Below are 21,010 nucleotides of genomic sequence, written 5' to 3'. Positions count from 1 at the left end.
GTATAGCAGATAAAAACGAACCTCGCTGAGGTATCGCCGCCTAAAAAGACAGGCAATACCCTAGCGAGGTCGTACGTCGATTACTTCTCTAGTTTAGCGAAGTAGTCGAAGATTACTGGTACGTCGTTGTTACCCATTCCTGCGTCAACAGCAGCTTGTAGGCTAGTTGCAGTACCTTGAGCAATTAGAGACTCAGTACCTAGCTCTTCACAAAGAGCAAGGAAGTAACCAAGATCTTTGTTAGCGTTAGCAACAGAGAAACCTAGCTTCTCTTCGCCGTCTACTGCGTAGAACTTACAGAATTGCATGAATGGTGAGTTAGATGGACCTGCAGACATGATGTCAAACAGTTGTTGGCCATCAACACCAGCGCGTTGAGCAACAGCGAAAGCTTGAGACATAGTCGCAACAGTCGTCATACCCATGAAGTTGTTTACAAGCTTAGTAACGTGACCAGAACCTAGAGCACCTAGGTGGAATACGTTTTCGCCTTGCTCTTCAAGAACAGGTTTAACTTTGTTGAAAGTTTCCATGTCGCCAGCAGCCATGATGTTCAGAAGACCATCTTTAGCGTGTGCCGGAGTACGGCCTAGAGGTGCGTCGATCATGCCCGCGCCTTTTTCAGCTAGAGCTGCGCCGATTTTCTTAGTAGAAGCAGGGATAGAAGTACCGAAGTCTACCAATACTGCGCCTTCTTTGATGCCAGCTAGAACGCCGTCTTCGCCGTAAACGATTTTTTCAACAACAGCAGAAGTTGTAAGACAAAACTGAACGATGTCACTTGCAGCAGCTAGTTCTTTAGCAGAAGTGAATGCAGTCGCATTGCCGCGATCTGTAACGCGAGCAACAGCTTCAGCGCTTAGATCCATTACGTTTACGTGGTAGCCGCGCTTTTGTAGGTTTTCAACCATGTTGCCGCCCATAAGACCTAGGCCAATGAAACCGATTACAGGTTTAGTCATGTTCAAACTCCAAATATAGTATTGTATGATTATATGGTCATTATAATAACGACGTCTTTTCCGTTACGCAATAGTTTTAGGGTAATCCTTCAATGCTTAGACGCAAGTTGTGACGGGGATTCACTTTACGAGAAAATATGGTCACGCTTTGTACTTACAAGAGCGATATCCCAATCAAAAAATAACCTATTGATGAAATAATGCACTCTAAATGTCATACGATTAATGAGAATAAGCCACTCCAATAACGATTATTAACCTGCAGTCCCTTTTTTCAGACAAGATTAAGGCTGCCCACTGTCAGTAGTTGACAAATTATTGGAAGACAGTCACTGCCCTAGCCTTAGTAAGGTTTACTGAACACGGGTTTTAAACCAAGTTTTGTCGCCACTTACTAAGCCTGGCACTCTTGCTACTTAGCCTCTAACTAACCAACGCAACCTCTTCCCACCTCGTAGGCTACTGCCTGTTCTGTGCAAACAAAAAAACTCCGAGCTTTCACTCGGAGTTTTTAGTATCTAGCTTCTGTTGCTTCAGCGAATTACAGTTCGATTGAAACCGTTTCACCGTCAACATTTAGCATTAGCGTGTTACCTTCAAGCTTGTGAGACACTTCAACTTGCTCGCCTTCGTTCTTATTAGGAACAAGAAGGGTCAGGATGTTGTGCTCTTTCGATGGCTTGAATTCCACTTCAACGTGACGGTGGATTTCAAGATCTTTGAACTCGTATGGGTCAACTTCGCCAAAACCTTCAACATTCTTAACTGACGTGATGTTATCAGCAGACTCGTTGATGAAGTTTACGTCTAGGTGCGCAACTTCGCCACGGATAGTGAAAGACTTGTCTGCCACGTCGTTTGCGAAAGTTGTATGCATTAGCCAAGTCATGTCTTTCTCTTCAGAAAGCGTTGCCTTGTCTTGCATTACGAATACTTTACCTTGAACAAACCAGACCTTACGCTTGTAAGATTCAATTTCAGGAACGAAGTACTTGTAAGACGCTGTCGCATCACCTTCAACCATCTTCACATCAGATTCAGTGTCGAAATCAGAGATGTTGCCGCCCGCTTCGATACAGAAGCGATCTTGATGGTTTTCGTAGCCTGTATTCTTGTTCTCGCCATACTGACCTTTACCGCCAAATAGTGGAAGGTTCTTAGAGAACGTTTGACGACGCCATTTCGTGTGCATATCAACACCGAAACCACCGTAGTAGCCAGTGATTGACGCTAGCGTTTCACCGAATGCATGCAACGTGAATGCGTTTTGGTCACCGTGAGAGTGGCTGATTGAGCCAAACGGAGAACATTTGAATACCATGTGAATATGGTTATCACGCTCAGTCATCTTGTTGTGGAATGCAGCCCAACCCGTGATTGGGAATACTTTCAACAGTGGGTCATTCGATGGTGCTTTCTCTTCAGGTGCATCCCAAAGGAAGTTAAAGCGAAGATCATCGTAACCGAAGTCCCACCAACCGAAGTTGTAGAATTTGGTGTGTGCTTCAGTATCACGGCCTTTCAGTTGGTTGTAGTACCAAACATACTCAGGCTTCTGGTTAACACCTGCGTAATGCTTGATGTTGTAAGCCAGTTTTAGACCTGGGAAATCACCGATTGAAGACTGGTCACAGAAGCTCGCGCGCTTAGAGTGAACAGGCATGCAGTAAAGCGGGAAATCACCTGTGTTTTCGTAGAATGTTTTGTTAAACATGTCTACGCCACAGTATGCTTTCAATAGATCGAATGCTTCGCCTAGGAATGCAGTTTGCGTGTTCCAGTAGTCAGGACCTTCAGCCCAACCGCCGTCTACACCGCCCCATGGTGGGTAGTGTACTGCGTAGTATTCTAGTGCGTATGCAATGTACTCGCCTGCTTTCGGGTGATCGTGGTAAAGCGCGATACACGTTGGGATGATAGCAGAAGAGATAGAACGAACACCGTGGCTGTTCAGTGGGTTGTTCAATAGATCAACCGTCACTTTCAGGTGGTGCATGATTTCGTCTAGACGCTCAATCAAAGCATCTTGAACTTGCTGACGTTCTTCATCTGTGAAGTAGCCGTGTAGCCAGTCGTAACCCCAAGCCATAGCCGCGATAACACGGAAAGCCGCTTCATCGTTATAGCCACGAGAAGTCACGCCTTCTGGATCGTACGTAGACAGTTTTAGAGTCCAAGCTTTTGCTTTAGCAATTAGCGCTTCGTCTTCTTTCACAACACCAGCAATTGCTAGGTTACGTGTCGCGTTTAGTGCCATTTGGCAATCAACGTACATTTGACGCCAGTAAGGACGCCATAGAGAAGCTTTGCCTACCGTGTCAGCTGGGTACGCTTGAGGCTCTTCGAAAGGAGCAGTCTCAACGAACTTAACTGTCGAGTTATTGTAGAAATCATCAAACATGCAGTGAGCTTCATCAGCTTTCACTTTCGCTTTGAATTCTTCTAACTGATCTGCTTGAACAAGAAGACGTGGACGTGCTTCGCTCAAGTTGTCTAGGAATGATAGGTCGAAGTCACGTTTCTGTACTTCGATAGGGAGTAGGTCTACAAGATTACCTGCTGAAGTATCATTCTCCAGCTTCATCTTCCTGATTGCATCAAGAGATTTTTGGTCGCTCATTCTAACTCACTTATTTTTCAAGTTGGTTGAAAGGAATTAGCAACAATATACGTCTTATTGTAGGACAATTGAATATATTTCGATTCGATTGAACCATTTTGTACAGTTTTCGTGATTTAGGTCAGATATCTTCCACCTGACAGTTTTTCCGTGTCGCAGAACAAAAAATGCGACGCCCTTTCGAGTCGTCGCATTCTATTATAATCGTTTTCTATGTATTAGCTTTCAGTTACTGCTTTCGCTTGCTTGCCGCCGTCATCGACCGCTTTAACCAATAGCACACCAACACCACCAACAATCACACCACAAAGGATGAAGACTAGACGTCCCCACATTGGGTTAGTGAGTAGAGCCATTAGCATGATACCGACACCCGCTACCGCAATCAGTTTACCAAGCATTTCACGCTGTTTGTTATCCAGTACTTTCTGTTCTGCTGACTCCGCAACTAATGGAGTAGACAGGTTACCGAAGAACTTATCAACGTCTGCTTGACGCTTCTCAGTTAATGGCTTGTAGAACAGAGTTGATAGGATGAAGAAACCACCTGTCAGCGTAATGTGAGCAATCAGACCGATAGCAACCTTAACATCAGACCATTCACGGCTTGTTAGCTCTTCTAGACCGAAGATTGAAGACACCATTTCAGCGTTAACAACGAAACCCACGTAGTAAGAAACAAAACCACCAACCACTAGCGTACCCCAACCAGCCCAGTCTGGAGTCTTCTTAATAAAGAAGCCAAGGAATGCAGGAATTGTCATTGGGAAGCCGATAAGTGCGCCTACATACATCATGGTATCGAACAGGCTCAAACCTTTAAGCGAGTTGATGAACTGTGCAATAAGGATGATAGCAATACCAAACACGGCAGAAGTAATCTTAGAAACCGTTACTAGTTCTTTTTCGCTAGCCGTACCTTTACGAACGATTGGTTCATAGAAGTTCTTAACAAAGATACCTGAGTTACGGTTTAGACCAGAATCCATTGACGACATTGTCGCTGCAAACATCGCCGCAACTAGAAGGCCGACCATACCTGCTGGCATGTATTCTTGTACAAAGTATAGGTAAGCAAAGTCACCCGCTTTCTTACCTGCTTCTGGGTAAGCTGCTGCTAGGTCGACACCTTGACCTGCAATGTACCAAGAAGGCATGAACCAGATGAATACACCACAAAGCATTAGCACACACGCTAGTAGCGCCGCTTTCTTCGCGTTCTTTGAGTCTTTAGCCGCTAGGTAACGGTAAGAGTTAAGCATGTTGTTAGTAATAGAGAACTGCTTCACGAAGATGAAGAATGCCCAAATGCTGAAGATGCTTAAGTAGTTAATGTTGTTACCAGAAAGGAAAGAACCGCCTTCCGCTACAGGGAAGTTATTCACGATTTCACCAACACCGCCACCTTGAACAACAGCAACAACTGCACATGTCACGGTTACTGCCATGATGATAACCATCTGCATAAAGTCAGATGCGATTACCGCCCATGAGCCGCCCGTTACAGACATTGCCAATACAACCAAACCGGTAATCCAGATAGTTGCTGTCATGTCGAAACCGAAGATACCAGAAGCGATGATTGCTAGTGCGTTTAACCATACACCGGCAGAAACAACACTGTTTGGCATTGAAGACCAAGTGAACACTTGTTCGTTAGTCGCACCGAAACGCATACGAATTGCTTCGATTACCGTTACTACACGTAGTTGACGGAACTTTGGAGCAAAGTATGCGAAGTTCATGAAGTAACCAAATGCGTTAGCTATGAAGATAACCGCTACTGCAAAACCATCGTTATACGCTTTACCTGCCGCACCGGTGAATGTCCATGCACTAAACTGGGTCATAAAGGCGGTTGCACCAACCATCCACCACAACATGTTACCGCCCCCGCGGAAGTAGTCACTGGTGGTACTTGTAAATGTTCTAAACATCCAACCTATCGCAATCAAGAATAGGAAATAAATGCCGACAATAATCGTGTTGAGTTCCATCGTGTATCCTTTGTCCGTTGTATTTTGTTACGAGGACTATAGGAAATCTCAAACTTTATTTGTAGTACAATAATCCAAATAAGTGATGGCGATCTTATTTTGATTGATTAAGTTAATTATATATATGACATAGGATGGAATATGGCCAATCCATTAAGGCAATTACTGGTGTTTGAGGTAAAAACTCAAAAAACCAAGGACAAAGAACACCACACCTATTAAAATCAAAGACTTAAAAAAAAGTGAGACTTTGCACACTTATTAACAAATACAACCAAACACATATAAATATAAAATCCTCAAAAATAATAAAAGCCAAATCAGAGCTAAATCACTCTCATTTATCACACAATAAACCAGTGTTTTTTATCTATTGAGAGTGGATAATTTCATTAGAATTCTACTTAAATTAATCAATATAGAAGAGGCATATCCAGTTCAAACGATGGTAGATTCAAAATATACAAAAATGAAAAATCATGGATGACGCATAATTATTTGGGGGTCGAGAGTGTCTAAAAACGAATATCGAGCGTAATATTATTTTTATTATGATGGTAAAGAGAACGACCGCTAGGCGTATACAAGAAGGAACTGGCTTAAGAAGGAGTTAAGCGAGGATGAACCAAAACAGTGCCACACATGGTGCAACACGCTTTCTAAAAACAAAAAAGCATGCACTTGGCATACCTTTTTGACTGGTTCAAATGAAGTTGAAAACCGTGTTTAGCTTGCAGTGGCTAAACGGTGGTTAGCATCTTGCAAGTGAGCCGCTGACATTGTACGAGCTTTTTCACTGTCGCCAGCCATAATCGCTTCATAGATTCTACGGTGTTCATTGATACATGTGCTGCCCTCTTCAGAAGAGTGCACGATGAAGTTAACGAACATGGTCGTCAGAATATTGCCGAATGGCAGGTAGAAATCGTTACCTGTTGCATTGAAGATCAAGCTGTGGAAACGAATGTCGATGTTTGTCCAACTTTCTTGGTCAAATACTTCAGCAGCATCCACTTCTACCATCTTCTGGAAGATCTCTGAAAGCTCGATACGTTGCTCAGCAGTCGCAAATTTTGCAGCTAATGCACACGCTTCTGGTTCAATCGCACGGCGAAGGCCTAAAAACTGAGAACAGAATTGGTCTATGTCGGTTAGACCATCCATCCATTCAATCAGTTGAGGATCAAGAAAGTTCCAGTATGCGCGATCCACTACACGAGTACCGATTTTCGGGCGGGACTCTAACAGGCCTTTAGAAGTCAGTAGTTTAACTGCTTCACGAAGTGCCGTACGACTGATACCAAACTGTTCACACAGCGCCATTTCACCAGGAATAATAGAACCTTGTGGCAGTTCACCAGACAAGATTCCACGAGCGATTTCACGCGCTACTTGCACGTGCAGGCTGCGCTTCGAGCCCGAGATTGAATTAAAAGTGCTAACCATAAGTTCACTTATTTTATATGTTATGTTTATGTATTATTTAAGGATTACTATAACAGGATTTCAACCTAGCGCCAATTGAGTAAATTAGCAACGAGTCGCGCTCTATTAATTTACTCAATTAATCAACCACTTATAAAGCATCTAACTCCATACAGCTAGAAACATTATGTTACACCATTCATAAATCCGTCATCAAAATGCATCGGTTCTGTCATCCTCGATTTCTATACTCCCTTCCCAAGAAATCACTCAATTGGACTGAAATAATGAAACCGACAAAAACAAACCTCACGCTTAAGAGCGCTATTACTGCTGCGCTGATTTTTTCTGGTTCTGCATTAGCAATGGATACACGATACGAAGATCGCTCTGGCAACTTGGTTGCTGATGTTCCTCAAGATGAATCGCAATGGGTTGACCCAAACACGCTAATTTTTGCTTATACGCCAGTTGAAGATCCTGCAGTATACGCTGATGTGTGGAGCGAGTTTTTGAGCCACCTTGAAAAAACAACGGAAAAGACGGTTCGTTTCTTCCCTGTTCAAAATAACGCAGCTCAAATTGAAGCAATGCGTTCAGGTCGCCTACATATCGCAGGTTTCAACACAGGTTCTACACCACTAGCGGTTAACTGTGCAGGCTTTGCCCCATTCACAATGATGGCTGCAGAAGATGGCTCTTTCGGTTACGAAATGGAAATCATCACTTACCCTGGTTCTGGCATTGAGAAAGTGGAAGACCTAAAAGATAAGAACCTAGCGTTCACATCACAAACGTCTAACTCTGGCTTCAAAGCACCTTCTGCTATTTTGGACGCTGAATACCAGCTTCAACCTGATCGAGATTTCAAACCAGCATTCTCTGGCGCACACGACAACTCTATTTTGGGTGTGGCGCACAAAGATTACGATGCTGCAGCAGTTGCTAACTCAGTATTGAACCGCATGCTTTCACGGGATGTTGTGAAAGAAGACCAAATCAAGAGCATCTACAAATCTCAAACCTTCCCGACGACCGCTTACGGCACAGCGCACAACCTGACGCCAGAGCTGCAAGAGAAGATTCAAAAAGCGTTCTTCACTTTCGATTGGGAAGGCACAAAGCTTCAAGAAGAATTTAAACGTAACGGCGAAGCGCAGTTCGTTCCTATTACTTACAAAGAGCACTGGGAAGTGATCCGCACTATCGATACGGCAAACAAAGTCTCTTATACGTGTAGCTAAGTTCAACCGAACTAAAAAGCCAATCACACACTGATAAAACTAACTGCAGGTGTAATCGCCTGCAGTTATTCACCACTCTTTCCGGTTTACTTTCCATGCCTGTCTCAGGCGAACTCTTAGTACACCGCTCTTATAGGAATTCTATGTCTACTCTTACCCTTAAAGGGCTTACCAAGCACTACTCCAGTTCTGATAAAGCCCTTACCAACGTTAGCTTGTCGGTCAATGCCGGTGAAGTGGTTGGTTTAATTGGTCCATCTGGTGCGGGTAAATCAACGCTTATCCGTTGTATTAATCGGCTCACCGAGCCCACCAGCGGCGAAGTGATCTTTTCCAATACCAATCTAGAAACGCTGTCTAAGCGACAACTGAGACAATCACGCCGTGAAATCGGGATGATTTTCCAAGAGTACGCGCTGATTGAGCGTTTAACGGTGATGGAAAACGTACTTTCAGGGCGTTTGGGTTACGTGAACTTCTGGCAGAGCTTTACTCGTCGTTTCCCTGAATCGGATATCCAAGCCGCTTATGCGCTACTCGACCGTGTTGGGTTGTTAGAACACGCCAATAAAAGGGCCGATGCTCTGTCGGGTGGTCAGCGTCAACGTGTTGGTATTGCACGTGCACTTGCTCAGAAACCGAAATTACTGTTGATTGATGAACCAACGGCCGCACTTGATCCACGTACAGCGCGCCAAATCATGCGACTGATCAGTGAGATTTGTTCAGAGCAACAGCTCCCTGCCATCATCAATATTCACGATGTTCAATTAGCAAAGCAGTTTGTTGACCGTGTTGTCGGCTTAAATGCAGGTTGTGTCGTATTTGATGACAAACCAAACCTGCTCACTGAATATGTTTTAACGCAAATCTACGGTGAAGAAGACTGGAGTCAACAAGCAGAAGAAGAGGCCGATGACCTCATCATCACAAGTCCTCGCCTGTCTGAGGCAACAATATGACTCAACCATATCCAAATCAAGTTCAGCAGCATTTAAAGTCAGGAAAACAGAATTCCAAACAATACCCGACACAGTGGACAAAGCCGCCACTGATTTCTAGCCCATGGTTACGCTGGAGCTTAATCATCATTGTCGCGGTTTACTTGTACCTTGCGACTCAATCGGTACACGTCAACTGGACTCGAATTTACGAAGGCAGCGAACGCGGCTGGCAGTTCATTTTGGCTTTCATGAACCCAGATTTTGGTGGCCGATGGAACAACATCTCACAAGGTTTGATTGAGAGTTTAACCATGACCCTGACATCAACCGTGGCGGGTGTCCTTCTTTCAATCCCATTCGGATTAGGCGCAGCCAAAAACCTTGCCCCTACTCCCGTTTATCTATTCTGCCGTGCGTTTATTTCGATCGCTCGTAGCTTACAAGAGATCATCGTTGCGATTCTGTGTGTGGCTCTGTTTGGCTTTGGTACGTTTGCGGGTTTTGTCACGCTGACCTTCGCAACCATCGGCTTTCTCGCGAAATTGTTTGCCGATGAAATTGAAGCCATCGACCCAGCACCACTCACCGCAATGCGCGCAACTGGCGCAAGTTGGTTACAACAAGTGAACTATGCGATTCAAGCGCAGGTAATGCCACGCTTTATCGGGCTTTCGATGTACCGACTCGACATCAACTTCCGAGAGTCAGCGGTAATTGGCATTGTTGGCGCAGGGGGTATCGGTGCTACATTGAACACCGCAATGGACCGTTACGAATACAGCGCAGCGGCCGCTATTCTATTGATTATTATTGTGATTGTGATGTTGTGTGAATACCTATCGACCATTATCCGCAAGCATGTGCAGTAAGGAACGACCAATGAGCACGCTAAATGACACCTCTACAAGCGCCATCAATCGTACCCAATGGCAGCGTTACGACAGTAAACAGAGCCTTATGCTTTGGCTTGGCTGGCTTTGCTTTGTTGCGCTAACGGTTTTTGCATGGCAAGTCATGAACAAGGACACGATTTGGTACTTTGTGACTGACTCACCGAATCAACTTGCTGATATCTCTTCACGTATGTGGCCACCAAGATGGAGCTACTTAGAATCTCTTTGGAGCCCGTTGTGGGACACCATTAACATCGCGACACTTGGCACACTGTTGGGGATCGTACTCGCGTTTCCAGTAGCGTTCTTAGCTGCACGTAATACAACGCCAAGCATGACGTTTATCAGACCTATCGCGCTGTTCATCATCGCGGCAAGTCGTTCAATTAACTCGTTAATTTGGGCATTGTTATTGGTAGCAATCATCGGCCCAGGCTTGTTGGCCGGTATCATTGCGATAGCGCTACGTTCAATTGGCTTCGTGGCGAAGTTAATGTATGAAGCGATTGAAGAAGTGAATGCAACACAGATGTCTGCAATCCAATCGACCGGAGCTTCTCCGCTGCAGGTATTGAACTACGGCATTCTTCCGCAAGTGATGCCAAGTTTCATCGGCACGAGCTTGTTCCGTTGGGATATCAATATTCGTGAGTCTACGGTTTTAGGCTTGGTCGGCGCTGGCGGTATCGGCTTGAAATTGCAAGAATCGATGGCGATGCTGGCATGGCCTCAAGTGACTGTGATTTTCTGTGCGATTCTAGTGACGGTCATCTTCTCCGAATGGGTGGCAGCCAAAGCAAGAAAAGCCCTTATCTAAATAATAAAAACAACGTCAAATAGACGGTTATTTAGGGCGTGTTGACCTTTCGAGCTGATTTTTGCAGCGAGTTGCTGGGTATTTATACAAGACAGAGGCTTCGATGTGTAGCTAGCCTACATGAGAAGCCGATAACGTAGTAGAAATGACCAGCAAACGCTGCCCGAAGGGTTCGGCTAAAAGCGTTTTACTCTTTGTTGAGGGGAATTTGCTTAGAATGACTAGGCTACTTCCCCCTCGCCTCGATTAAAACGCTTTTATCTCGAACAAAATTTAACCGCGAAAAGTCAACACGCCCTAGTCAATAAGATCAAAGCCTACTCACTGAGTAGGCTTTTTGTTTGTTGAAACGTTCTATTCTGTTTCTTACACACATAAAAAAACCGAGCAACTCGCAATGAGTTACTCGGTTTGACTTATTCCCGATGTTTCAGTCGTTGTTGGTATCAACGAACGATTTTTCAATCACGACTGAATTAAATATGATGCTTCGTTCCCGCAAAGCACCACATCAACACAAGCCATCGTTAAACGGCATGTATGTTAATCATTTACAGTTGAGCAAATGATCCTTCCCACGAGTATGTCTCACCTGCGAACTCAACAGTGTGAGTTGCTTGCTGCGTGTCTTCAGCTTGGTTTGAGATACCGTAGTGGTAAGTGTTGCCAGAAGTAGTCTGAATGCGAACAACAGTCCCGACACTGTTATGGCCCACAACAGATACTGATTTAACTAGACCACGAGCGCCTACAGAGGCTTCGATAGACTCGTTAAAGTAACCATGCGTTTCTAGTACAGAAGCAAACACGTGGTTTTGACCAGACTGACGTAAGATGAACGCAGGCTCACTCTTAAGGTTGAAGTCTGGATCGTTAGCACCAGTGCGAGCAAAAATCACTTCGCTGCCCGCATTCGCGCTGGTTACTAGGCTGTAGTAGCTGCTGTCATGTAGCCAGCTTACTAGAGAACCTTCTTCGTTCACTTTGCCTGAAGCAACGTTCCATAAATGTTGGTAACCGTTGTCTTCACCTAATGGCTTAAGCGTTGTTTCCATGTTGTAATCGAAGTCAGTGCGAATGATTTGACCCGAGTGGTGAACTGGTAAGTCGTACTGGTGCTCAGCGTCAGCTTCGATGCGGTACACATCAATTACTAGCGGTTTTTCGAACTCAGGTAGTTCAGCAAGAATCACGCTGCGTTGCATGTCTACGCCAGTGTAGTACTCAGAAATTGTGCCGCTCATACCTTGTAGCGACTGGTCGTCTGCTACGAAGAAGTGCTTCTGACCAAACTTAGACTCAGCCAATGCTGTGTTGAAGTTGTTCTGCGTTTTCTGATCAACCGTTACTGTGTTGTGAGCAACCGTCTGCTTACAGTAAGACTTGTTCTCCGGGATGTAACGACCGCCAAACTTAGGCTCAACGTTTACCCAACGACCGAAGCCGTAATCGTGCAGCACTTCGTGGCCACGGTTGAATACGCTTAGGTGCAAGCCATCGTAGTGACCATGGTCTAGCGCAGAATGGTACTGGTGGTCTGAACCGTGCTGACCAAACCAGATCAACGCCATTGTGTCGTCGTCTTGCACATCACGGTGACGAAGGATGCTTACGCCGCCTTTTTCGCCTTCAGGCCCGTCTGTTACAAACAGGCTACCCCAGTTGAATGGTTTGATGTCGTCTGCTGCATCAACCGCATCAGACAGTGTTTTACCAGAAGCATGAACCCAAACATTTTTTTGGTGATCAGCCATACCAAGCAGAGTTTCAGTCTGCTCGTAACGGTGGTAACACACAGACGTCGCCATGATAACCCCTTCATCGTTGATAGAGATTGTCTTCGATGAATCGTTCAGAGCTGGCAATGTACCGTCTGGGAATGCTGTTTTGAATACAGAGTACGACGTTGTCTTGATCACTGAGTCGTTGAATTCATAGATACCAACTTCAGGCTGACGACGTTCAATCGCTTCTGCGAACAGGTAGATTGGACGTAGCGAGAAACGGTGGTAGTAAGGACCTTCCATGTAGTAGCCGTCTGGCGAAAACAGTTGGTCAAGTTGTGCTAAGAAACCGCCGCTTACTTTGTCTAGTTTCAGGCCGTAAAGCGCTTTGTCTACAGACTCTTGATCGTTGATTGCGTAACCACAGATACCTACCGCTGCCACAGCCCATAAGCCGTGGTTGTGTACGATATCGAAGTCGTGTGCGTAAGTCACAACGAACATTTCGATCATTTGCTTAAGAAGATCGTCTTCGATCAGACGCTTTTGCTCTTCAGAGATCGTGTGGTAAATACAGCTGTACGCACAAGAAGCGTAAAGCATCCACATGTTCTCGTTCAACGTTTGGTGGAACAACTTACCCGGAGGGTTAGAGTCACGGCTTACGTTGCTTTCAAGCGTTGGGTATACCGTCGCGTACGCAGTTAACATATCAACGATGTAGTCACGGTATTTTGTTTCCTCAGTGATAAGGAACAAACGGCCGGCTAGATCCATGTGGATGTAGTTTTGCTTGTGACGGTTATGTTCGTAACCGCCGCCTTCACCGTGACCTGGAACTTCAATGCCAACTTCAACCATGTAAGCGTCAGTTTGTTTAATATCGCGAGTCAGTGCGTTACCTAAAAGGCTATCCTTGCCAAGTTCTTTACGAAGCTCTGCTGCTTCATCAAAGTTAAGTAAAAGTGGTTGATAGCTCATTATTATTTCCCCTGCTCTGCTGTGCTTGCTAATTCTGGGTTTAAAATTATTTCTACTGAGTAGAAGCCTGTCCAGCTGTATACTTTGCCGTTCAGTTCTACTTTGTGTTCAGTGCTGTCAGTCGCGCCAAGTTGGTTGCTGATCATCACTGTCACGTTTGATTTCTCTGTCGTAATTTCTACTACTGAACCGATATTGGTGTGAGCCACTACTTTGATGTCTTTCACAACACCACGTGCACTTACAGATTGCTCGAATTCTTCGTTGAAGTAACCGTGCGTTTCAACAACAGAAGCAAACAGTGTTGTTTCGCCTTTGCTGCGTAGAATGAATGCAGGCTCTGAACGTAGGTTGAAGCTTGGGTCGTTAGCGCCAGTGCGAGTAAAGATCACTTCAGCATTGTCGTTAGACGTTGCACCTAGCCAAGTGTAGTACGTGTTGTTTTGTAGCCAGCTTACAAGTGCTGTGCCCTTCACTTCACCGCTTGCCACGTTCCATAGGTGTTGGTAACCGAAATCGTCACCTAGAGTGTTTAGCTCTTTGTTTGCTTGGTATTCAAAGTTAGTGCGAACAATCTGACCTTGATATTGGTGTGAGTAGTCGTACTGATGCTCACCTTCACCGCCTTTCTCAGAATCTAAACGGTAAAGATCTAATAGTAGCGGAGATTCTAATTCTTCAAGGTTTAGCATGAACACGCTGCGTTGCATGTCAAAACCTTCGTAATGATCGTTAGCAAATGCGCTCATGCCATTGATTTGCTCGTCTTCTACTTTGAAGAAGTGCGGCAAGCCGTGTACTGCATCTGCACGTTCAACGTCAAAGTTGTTCTGACATTTTTCATCAATCGTTACTGCGTTATGTGCAATTGTTTGACGAGCGTAAGATTTGTTTTCGTCTAGGTAACGGCCGCCGAATTTAGGCTCAACGTTCACCCAACGACAGAAGCCGTATTCACGCAGTACTTCTTGACCACGGTTGAAGAAAGAAATACCCAGCGTATCAAAGTTACCGTGACCCATGCCGTGTTGGCCGTAGTTCATCACTAACTGAGAAACGTCGCCTTTCTTATCCTGCATACGGATAAAGCCTTGCGCGCCGTTGTGACCTTGAGGGCCTTCGTTCAATTCAACACTTGGCCAGAAAGGCATGCCGATTTCTTGCTCAGCAGACGCCGCTTCATAAGCTTTAGATAGCTCAAGACCACATGGGTGCATCCAAACTGCGTCTTGAATCTTCGCCATACCAAGAATGTTTTGGTCAACGCCGTTTTCAGATGAGTAATGTTTGCTGTAAACGCTCACTGCAACCTGAACACCCATGTCTGTAATACCCATTGTGCGAGATGCATCGTTCAGAGCTGGGAATTCGCCGTTCGGGTAAGCCGTCGCAAGCATCGCTTGTACTGTGTTACCAATCACGCCGCCTTTGTAGTTGTAGATATCCACTTCAGGCATATGACGGTGAATCACTTCAGCGAACACACACGTTGGACGAATCGCATAACGGTGGTAGTAAGGACCTTCCATGTAGTAGCCAGACGGTGCAAACAGCTGAGAAACTTGCGCTAGGAAGCCGCCAGTGTCGTTACGGTCAATGCCGTACACCGACATTTCAAGGTACTCACGCTTGCCAAGAGCAAGACCACAAATACCGACAGCCGCTACTGCCCAAATACCGTGATTGTGAATTCGGTCGAAGTCGTGTGCGTATTTAACCGTGAACATTTCTAACATTGGTTCAAAAATACGAGACTCAATATTGTCGCGTTGTTCTTGTGTCAGGGTTGAAGCAACACAAGAGTAAGCTAAGCTTGAGAACATTAACCAGCAGTGTTCGTTCAGGATTTGGTGGAACAAACGACCTGTAGGGTTAGTGTTTTTCTGTACGTGGTAATCAAACGTTAGGTATTTGTCTGCGTACTCTTCTAGTAATTCTGTAACAAAGTCAGCGTACTTTTGCTCTTTAGTGATCAAGAACATGCGACCAGCTAGATTCATGTACGTGTAATTTTGCTTATGGCGGTTATGTTCGTAACCACCAGCCTCACCATGACCTGGGACATCAATAGGTAAACGCATGAATGCTTCTAGATCTTTCGCGTTCGCTGCAATGGTTTTGCCCATTAAGCTAGAACGGCCCACTTCAAGATGAAGTTGCTCTATTTCTGCTTCAGTCAACAATACTGGTTTAGTCGTCATATTCTTTGTCACCCTCAATAAAGAGTTTATCTGCTTAAACTTTGATTAAATTTTCAAACTCCATATAAAGTAATACAATATGAACTTTAATTATACCTATTCGTCGCTAAATGATGAGTAGAGTCACATAATTAGCCATAAGTCATTGATGTAGCTGGCTAATGGTAAATATTAACCATTTATTAAGTTGTTGATTTATTTACGCTATATAAAGTATCGCTTGATCAATATCACACAAATTTAGATATATTGTATTACAATTAGGCTCATTCCCTTATGATGGATGCAAGTTAAGTAACACTTAAAAGATTTAAACAGATTAGGAGATACACAATGAACTCTTTCTTTATCCTAGATGAAAACCCATGGGAAGAACTTGGTGGCGGCATTAAGCGTAAAATCGTTGCTTACACTGACGATCTAATGGCAGTACACCTATGTTTTGATAAGGGCGCGATTGGCCACCCTCATACTCACGAAATCCATGACCAAATCGGTTACGTAGTTCGTGGTAGCTTCGAAGCTGAGATTGAAGGCGAAAAGAAAGTCCTTAAAGAAGGCGATGCTTACTTCGCTCGTAAACACATGATGCACGGTGCAGTTGCACTAGAGCAAGACAGCATCCTTCTTGATATCTTCAACCCTGCGCGTGAAGATTTCCTAAAATAATAAACAGCGCAACCTCAGTTGCTAAGGTAAGCATATGAAATCATTAAACATCGCGGTCATTGGCGAGTGCATGGTTGAGCTACAAAAGAAACAAGACGGGCTTAAGCAAAGTTTCGGTGGCGATACACTAAATACTGCACTTTACTTGTCTCGCTTAACAAAAGAGCAAGATATCAACACGAGCTACGTAACAGCGCTAGGCACTGACCCATTCAGTACCGACATGTTAGAAAAGTGGCAAGCGGAAGGTATCGACACTAGCTTAATTGCTCAGCTTGATCACAAACAACCAGGGCTTTACTACATCGAGACCGATGAAACTGGTGAACGCAGTTTCCACTACTGGCGTAATGATGCTGCAGCAAAGTTCATGTTTGACCAGGAAGACACGCCTGCCCTACTTGATAAGTTATTCTCTTTTGATGCGGTTTACCTAAGTGGTATTACGCTTGCTATCTTGACAGAGAATGGACGCACGCAGCTATTCAACTTCTTAGACAAATTTAAAGCGCAAGGCGGCCAAGTATTCTTCGACAATAACTTCCGTCCAAAACTTTGGGAAAGTCAACAAGAAGCGATTTCTTGGTACTTGAAGATGCTTAAGTACACTGACACGGCTCTACTGACGTTCGATGACGAGCAAGAGTTGTACGGCGACGAAAGCATTGAACAGTGTATTGCACGTACGTCTGAATCTGGTGTGAAAGAGATCATCATTAAACGTGGTGCTAAAGACTGCCTAGTAGTTGAAAGCCAAAGCGCTCAGTACGTTGCTCCAAATCCAGTAGACAACATTGTTGATACAACAGCGGCTGGCGATTCGTTCAGCGCGGGCTTCCTAGCTAAGCGCTTAAGCGGTGGCAATGCACGTGATGCAGCGTTAGCAGGTCACATTGTGGCAGGGACTGTGATTCAGCATCCAGGTGCTATCATTCCTCTAGAAGCGACGCCTGATCTGTCTCTATAATTACGCACTTTAACTATTAATCAAGGGTTTGCTTAGTTGAAAGCAAGCCCACATTTAACGTGAGAAAGAATTCATGACGACATTAAATGAACAACTAGCAAACCTAAAAGTAATTCCTGTAATCGCTATCAACCGTGCTGAAGACGCTATCCCTCTAGGTAAAGCACTTGTTGAAAACGGCATGCCATGTGCAGAAATCACGCTACGTACAGAATGTGCAATCGAAGCGATTCGCATCATGCGTAAAGAATTCCCAGACATGTTAATTGGTTCAGGTACTGTACTGACTAACGAGCAAGTTGACGCATCTATCGAAGCTGGCGTTGATTTCATCGTAAGCCCAGGTTTCAACCCGCGCACTGTTCAATACTGTATCGATAAAGGCGTTGCAATCGTACCGGGTGTTAACAACCCAAGCCTAGTGGAACAAGCAATGGAAATGGGCCTTCGCACGTTGAAGTTCTTCCCTGCTGAGCCTTCTGGCGGTACTGGCATGCTTAAAGCACTAACAGCGGTTTACCCTGTTAAATTTATGCCTACTGGTGGTGTAAGCTTGAAGAATGTAGATGAATACCTATCGATCCCTTCTGTACTTGCGTGTGGCGGTACTTGGATGGTTCCAACTAACCTTATCGACGAAGGTAAGTGGGAAGAACTAGGCAAGCTTGTTCGTGACGCAGTTGATCACGTTAACGCTTAATCTGTTTTAGATTGAGTGATGAAGCCTCACCTCGGTGGGGCTTTTTGTTATCGGTCATTTATTGCGCTGACTAACCGTAAACACGCTCAATCAACGTTCTGTTTCCCCTGTACCCTATCGCCTTTCTCCCTATGGGCTCGTAAAGATCCGTGACTAAGACAGGCAAGAACGAGTAATGTAAGGCTTTCAATCTACGTCAGTATGCATCTAGCGAAGCGTTACTGGTGCCCCCTATCGCCTATCCAGTTTCTTATCCAGCCCCTTACCCAGCAATGGTCCTTTTCGATACGTCATCAAGCATCTCTCATGGCATGCACTGAAGACCACAATAGACAAAGTGAGCCGCAAAATGTGTCCCGTCGTCCAGTTTAACGCCCACTCAGTGACAAAAATTTCAAATACGCACCTCTATGATGAATAAATAGCATAGAAAGGCTTCATGGCCGCAGATAAACAGAAAATAGCGAAGTGAAAACAATGAGCTACACTTGAAATCTCAATACAAAAATTTTCAGTATAGGGTTCCAAATTAACGTGAATGTCGTCGCACAACACACCAATTTGTAGCACATTTGTTACGGTTATAATTAAAATCTTATAGATACGGCAAAGTAAGCGCTTTTGTTTATATTGTAATACATATAAACATTTAACCCTCAATTTATTTTAGATCTCAAACAAAATACACTCACATTTAAATTCAATTAAAACAACTACTTATATAACCACGTGTTAGAGACCGAAAAATCAATGCGACCTAGATCATACTAAAGACATATTGTAGTACAAATAAACCTTGGGACGCGTTAATCTAAGCCCAGTTAATTATGATATTTAAAAGGCTGAAAAGATGACTATTGATACTTTTGTTGTTCTCGCCTACTTCTTCTTTTTAATCGCGATTGGTTGGATGTTCCGTAAGTTCACCACCTCTACAAGTGATTACTTCAGAGGGGGCGGCAAAATGTTGTGGTGGATGGTTGGTGCAACTGCCTTCATGACACAGTTTTCAGCATGGACGTTTACAGGTGCCGCAGGACGCGCGTTCAATGACGGTTTCGTTATTGTAATCCTATTCTTAGCCAATGCTTTTGGCTACTTCATGAACTATATGTACTTCGCTCCAAAGTTCCGCCAACTTCGTGTGGTAACGGCGATCGAAGCTATTCGTCAGCGCTTTGGTAAAACGTCTGAACAGTTCTTCACATGGGCAGGTATGCCGGACAGCCTTATCTCTGCAGGTATCTGGCTAAACGGTCTAGCTATCTTTGTAGCAGCGGTATTCAACATCCCAATGGAAGCTACCATTGTGGTAACGGGTATGGTTCTAGTATTGATGGCAGTAACCGGCGGCTCTTGGGCGGTTGTTGCTTCTGACTTCATGCAAATGCTTGTAATCATGGCCGTGACAATCACTTGTGCGGTAGCAGCTTACTTCCACGGTGGCGGCTTAACTAACATTGTTGCTAACTTCGACGGCGACTTCATGTTAGGTAACAACCTAAACTACATGAGCATCTTCATCCTTTGGGTTGTATTCATCTTCGTGAAGCAGTTCGGTGTAATGAACAACAGCATCAACGCATACCGTTACCTATGTGCAAAAGACAGTGAAAACGCACGTAAAGCGGCAGGCCTAGCATGTATCCTTATGGTTGTTGGTCCACTAATTTGGTTCCTACCACCTTGGTACGTTAGTGCATTCATGCCTGAGTTCGCTGAGCAATACACATCAATGGGCGATAAAGCCGGTGATGCTGCTTACCTAGCATTCGTACAAAACGTAATGCCAGCAGGTATGGTTGGTCTTCTTATGTCAGCAATGTTCGCTGCAACGATGTCTTCTATGGATTCAGGTTTGAACCGTAACGCTGGTATCTTTGTAATGAACTTCTACAGCCCGATTCTTCGTAAAAATGCGACTCAGAAAGAGCTGGTTATTGTAAGTAAGATAACGACTATCATGATGGGTATTTTCATCATTGCGATTGGTCTATTCATTAACTCTCTGCGTCACTTAAGCTTGTTCGATATCGTAATGAACGTAGGTGCGTTGATTGGCTTCCCAATGCTTATCCCTGTCCTACTAGGTATGTGGATTCGTAAGACACCTGACTGGGCTGGTTGGTCTACTCTAGTGGTTGGTGGTTTCGTTTCTTACATCTTCGGTATCTCTCTGCAAGCAGAAGACATCGAGAACCTATTTGGTCTAGAAACAGCGCTTACAGGCCGTGAATGGAGCGACTTGAAAGTAGGTCTTAGCTTAGCTGCTCACGTAGTGTTCACAGGTGGTTACTTCATCATGACTTCTCGCTTCTACAAAGGCCTATCGCCAGAGCGTGAGAAAGAAGTTGACCAACTATTCACTAACTGGAACACGCCGCTTGTAGCGGAAGGTGAAGAGCAACAAAACCTAGATACTAAACAGCGTTCAATGCTTGGTAAGCTTATCAGCACAGCAGGTTTCGGTATCCTAGCAATGGCTCTGATTCCAAACGAACCAACAGGACGCTTGTTGTTCCTACTATGTGGTTCAATGGTACTAACCGTTGGTATCCTATTGGTTAACGCATCTAAAGCTCCGGCTAAGATGAACAACGAGTCAGTTGCCAAATAGCTAAATAGCTAAATAAGCAGCTAACAAGTTAAACCAAAATGAAGCCCATGTTATTCGATAACATGGGCTTTTTGTTTGTCTTCGGTTTATCAAAACGGAATATGAAACGCACCTCGAACAATGCTCACAAACCATAGAAATACCTATCTCCTGCCCTCGTTTCATCTTCTTTTCCAACCTTTCCAATGGTTTGATCTCTTTCTCTGATTGTTTCTGTTACTTTGAATGACAACACAAACACAACAGACA

Annotated in this window: 14 protein-coding genes; 8 read left to right on the top strand and 6 right to left on the bottom strand. The window is 44.5% G+C overall.

The features are described from left to right. Positions 1-80 precede the first annotated feature (80 nt). The 4 genes from AB6E52_RS01885 to AB6E52_RS01870 form a co-directional block, all read right to left on the bottom strand. Positions 81-962, bottom strand: a complete 882-nt coding sequence (locus AB6E52_RS01885; protein ID WP_004733521.1) for an NAD(P)-dependent oxidoreductase — start codon at positions 960-962, stop codon at positions 81-83. Between the two features lie 541 nt (positions 963-1,503). Further along, positions 1,504-3,582: a DUF4962 domain-containing protein gene (locus tag AB6E52_RS01880; protein ID WP_102320523.1), complete on the bottom strand. Its 2,079-nt coding sequence runs from the start codon at positions 3,580-3,582 to the stop codon at positions 1,504-1,506. 218 nt (positions 3,583-3,800) lie between these two features. Further along, entirely contained in the window at positions 3,801-5,579 is a 1,779-nt protein-coding gene (locus AB6E52_RS01875) for a sodium:solute symporter family transporter (RefSeq protein WP_102320522.1), read from the bottom strand. A gap of 726 nt (positions 5,580-6,305) precedes the next feature. Then, entirely contained in the window at positions 6,306-7,025 is a 720-nt protein-coding gene (locus AB6E52_RS01870) for a FadR/GntR family transcriptional regulator (protein ID WP_017069949.1), read from the bottom strand. A gap of 266 nt (positions 7,026-7,291) precedes the next feature. Here AB6E52_RS01870 and phnD point away from each other — a divergent pair, with 266 nt between their 5' ends. The 4 genes from phnD (at position 7,292) to phnE (AB6E52_RS01850) (ending at position 10,902) form a co-directional block, all read left to right on the top strand. Beyond that, complete coding sequence (gene phnD / locus AB6E52_RS01865) at positions 7,292-8,248, top strand: phosphate/phosphite/phosphonate ABC transporter substrate-binding protein (protein ID WP_102320521.1); 957 nt, start codon at positions 7,292-7,294, stop codon at positions 8,246-8,248. 143 nt (positions 8,249-8,391) lie between these two features. Further along, positions 8,392-9,210 (top strand): phosphonate ABC transporter ATP-binding protein, encoded by an 819-nt coding sequence (gene phnC / locus AB6E52_RS01860; protein ID WP_102320520.1) that lies wholly within the window; start codon positions 8,392-8,394, stop codon positions 9,208-9,210. Then, positions 9,207-10,061: a phosphonate ABC transporter, permease protein PhnE gene (gene phnE, locus AB6E52_RS01855; RefSeq protein WP_240698126.1), complete on the top strand. Its 855-nt coding sequence runs from the start codon at positions 9,207-9,209 to the stop codon at positions 10,059-10,061. The genes phnC and phnE (AB6E52_RS01855) overlap by 4 nt, the downstream gene beginning before the upstream one ends. 10 nt (positions 10,062-10,071) lie before the next feature. Continuing rightward, the gene (gene phnE / locus AB6E52_RS01850) at positions 10,072-10,902 is read left to right on the top strand and encodes a phosphonate ABC transporter, permease protein PhnE (protein ID WP_102320519.1); all 831 of its coding nucleotides are present in this window, start codon (positions 10,072-10,074) and stop codon (positions 10,900-10,902) included. A gap of 551 nt (positions 10,903-11,453) precedes the next feature. On the opposite strand, the gene AB6E52_RS01845 is transcribed toward phnE (AB6E52_RS01850), so the two are convergent. Both AB6E52_RS01845 and AB6E52_RS01840 read right to left on the bottom strand, forming a co-directional pair. After that, positions 11,454-13,607 (bottom strand): heparinase II/III family protein, encoded by a 2,154-nt coding sequence (locus tag AB6E52_RS01845; RefSeq protein WP_102320518.1) that lies wholly within the window; start codon positions 13,605-13,607, stop codon positions 11,454-11,456. 2 nt (positions 13,608-13,609) lie between these two features. Beyond that, positions 13,610-15,808 (bottom strand): heparinase II/III family protein, encoded by a 2,199-nt coding sequence (locus AB6E52_RS01840; RefSeq protein ID WP_017063613.1) that lies wholly within the window; start codon positions 15,806-15,808, stop codon positions 13,610-13,612. A gap of 333 nt (positions 15,809-16,141) precedes the next feature. On the opposite strand from AB6E52_RS01840, the gene AB6E52_RS01835 reads away from it, so the two are divergent. The 4 genes from AB6E52_RS01835 to AB6E52_RS01820 all read left to right on the top strand — a co-directional run bounded on the left by AB6E52_RS01835 (position 16,142) and on the right by AB6E52_RS01820 (position 20,761). Next, complete coding sequence (locus AB6E52_RS01835; RefSeq protein WP_009846518.1) at positions 16,142-16,477, top strand: cupin domain-containing protein; 336 nt, start codon at positions 16,142-16,144, stop codon at positions 16,475-16,477. A 34-nt stretch (positions 16,478-16,511) separates the two neighbouring features. Continuing rightward, positions 16,512-17,444, top strand: a complete 933-nt coding sequence (locus tag AB6E52_RS01830) for a sugar kinase (RefSeq protein WP_017061485.1) — start codon at positions 16,512-16,514, stop codon at positions 17,442-17,444. 73 nt (positions 17,445-17,517) lie between these two features. Next, positions 17,518-18,144, top strand: coding sequence for a bifunctional 4-hydroxy-2-oxoglutarate aldolase/2-dehydro-3-deoxy-phosphogluconate aldolase (locus AB6E52_RS01825; protein ID WP_017061486.1), 627 nt, complete (start codon positions 17,518-17,520; stop codon positions 18,142-18,144). A gap of 850 nt (positions 18,145-18,994) precedes the next feature. Beyond that, positions 18,995-20,761 carry a sodium:solute symporter family protein gene (locus AB6E52_RS01820; protein WP_017061487.1) on the top strand — a complete coding sequence of 589 codons (1,767 nt, stop codon included), beginning with the start codon at positions 18,995-18,997 and terminating at the stop codon, positions 20,759-20,761. Positions 20,762-21,010 lie beyond the last annotated feature (249 nt).

The sequence above is a fragment of the Vibrio sp. 10N.247.311.13 genome, from assembly GCF_041467595.1.
GTDB lineage: Bacteria > Pseudomonadota > Gammaproteobacteria > Enterobacterales > Vibrionaceae > Vibrio > Vibrio crassostreae_C.
The sequence above is the reverse complement of the archived record's forward strand: the minus strand, read 5'-3'. Positions and strand labels throughout refer to the sequence as shown.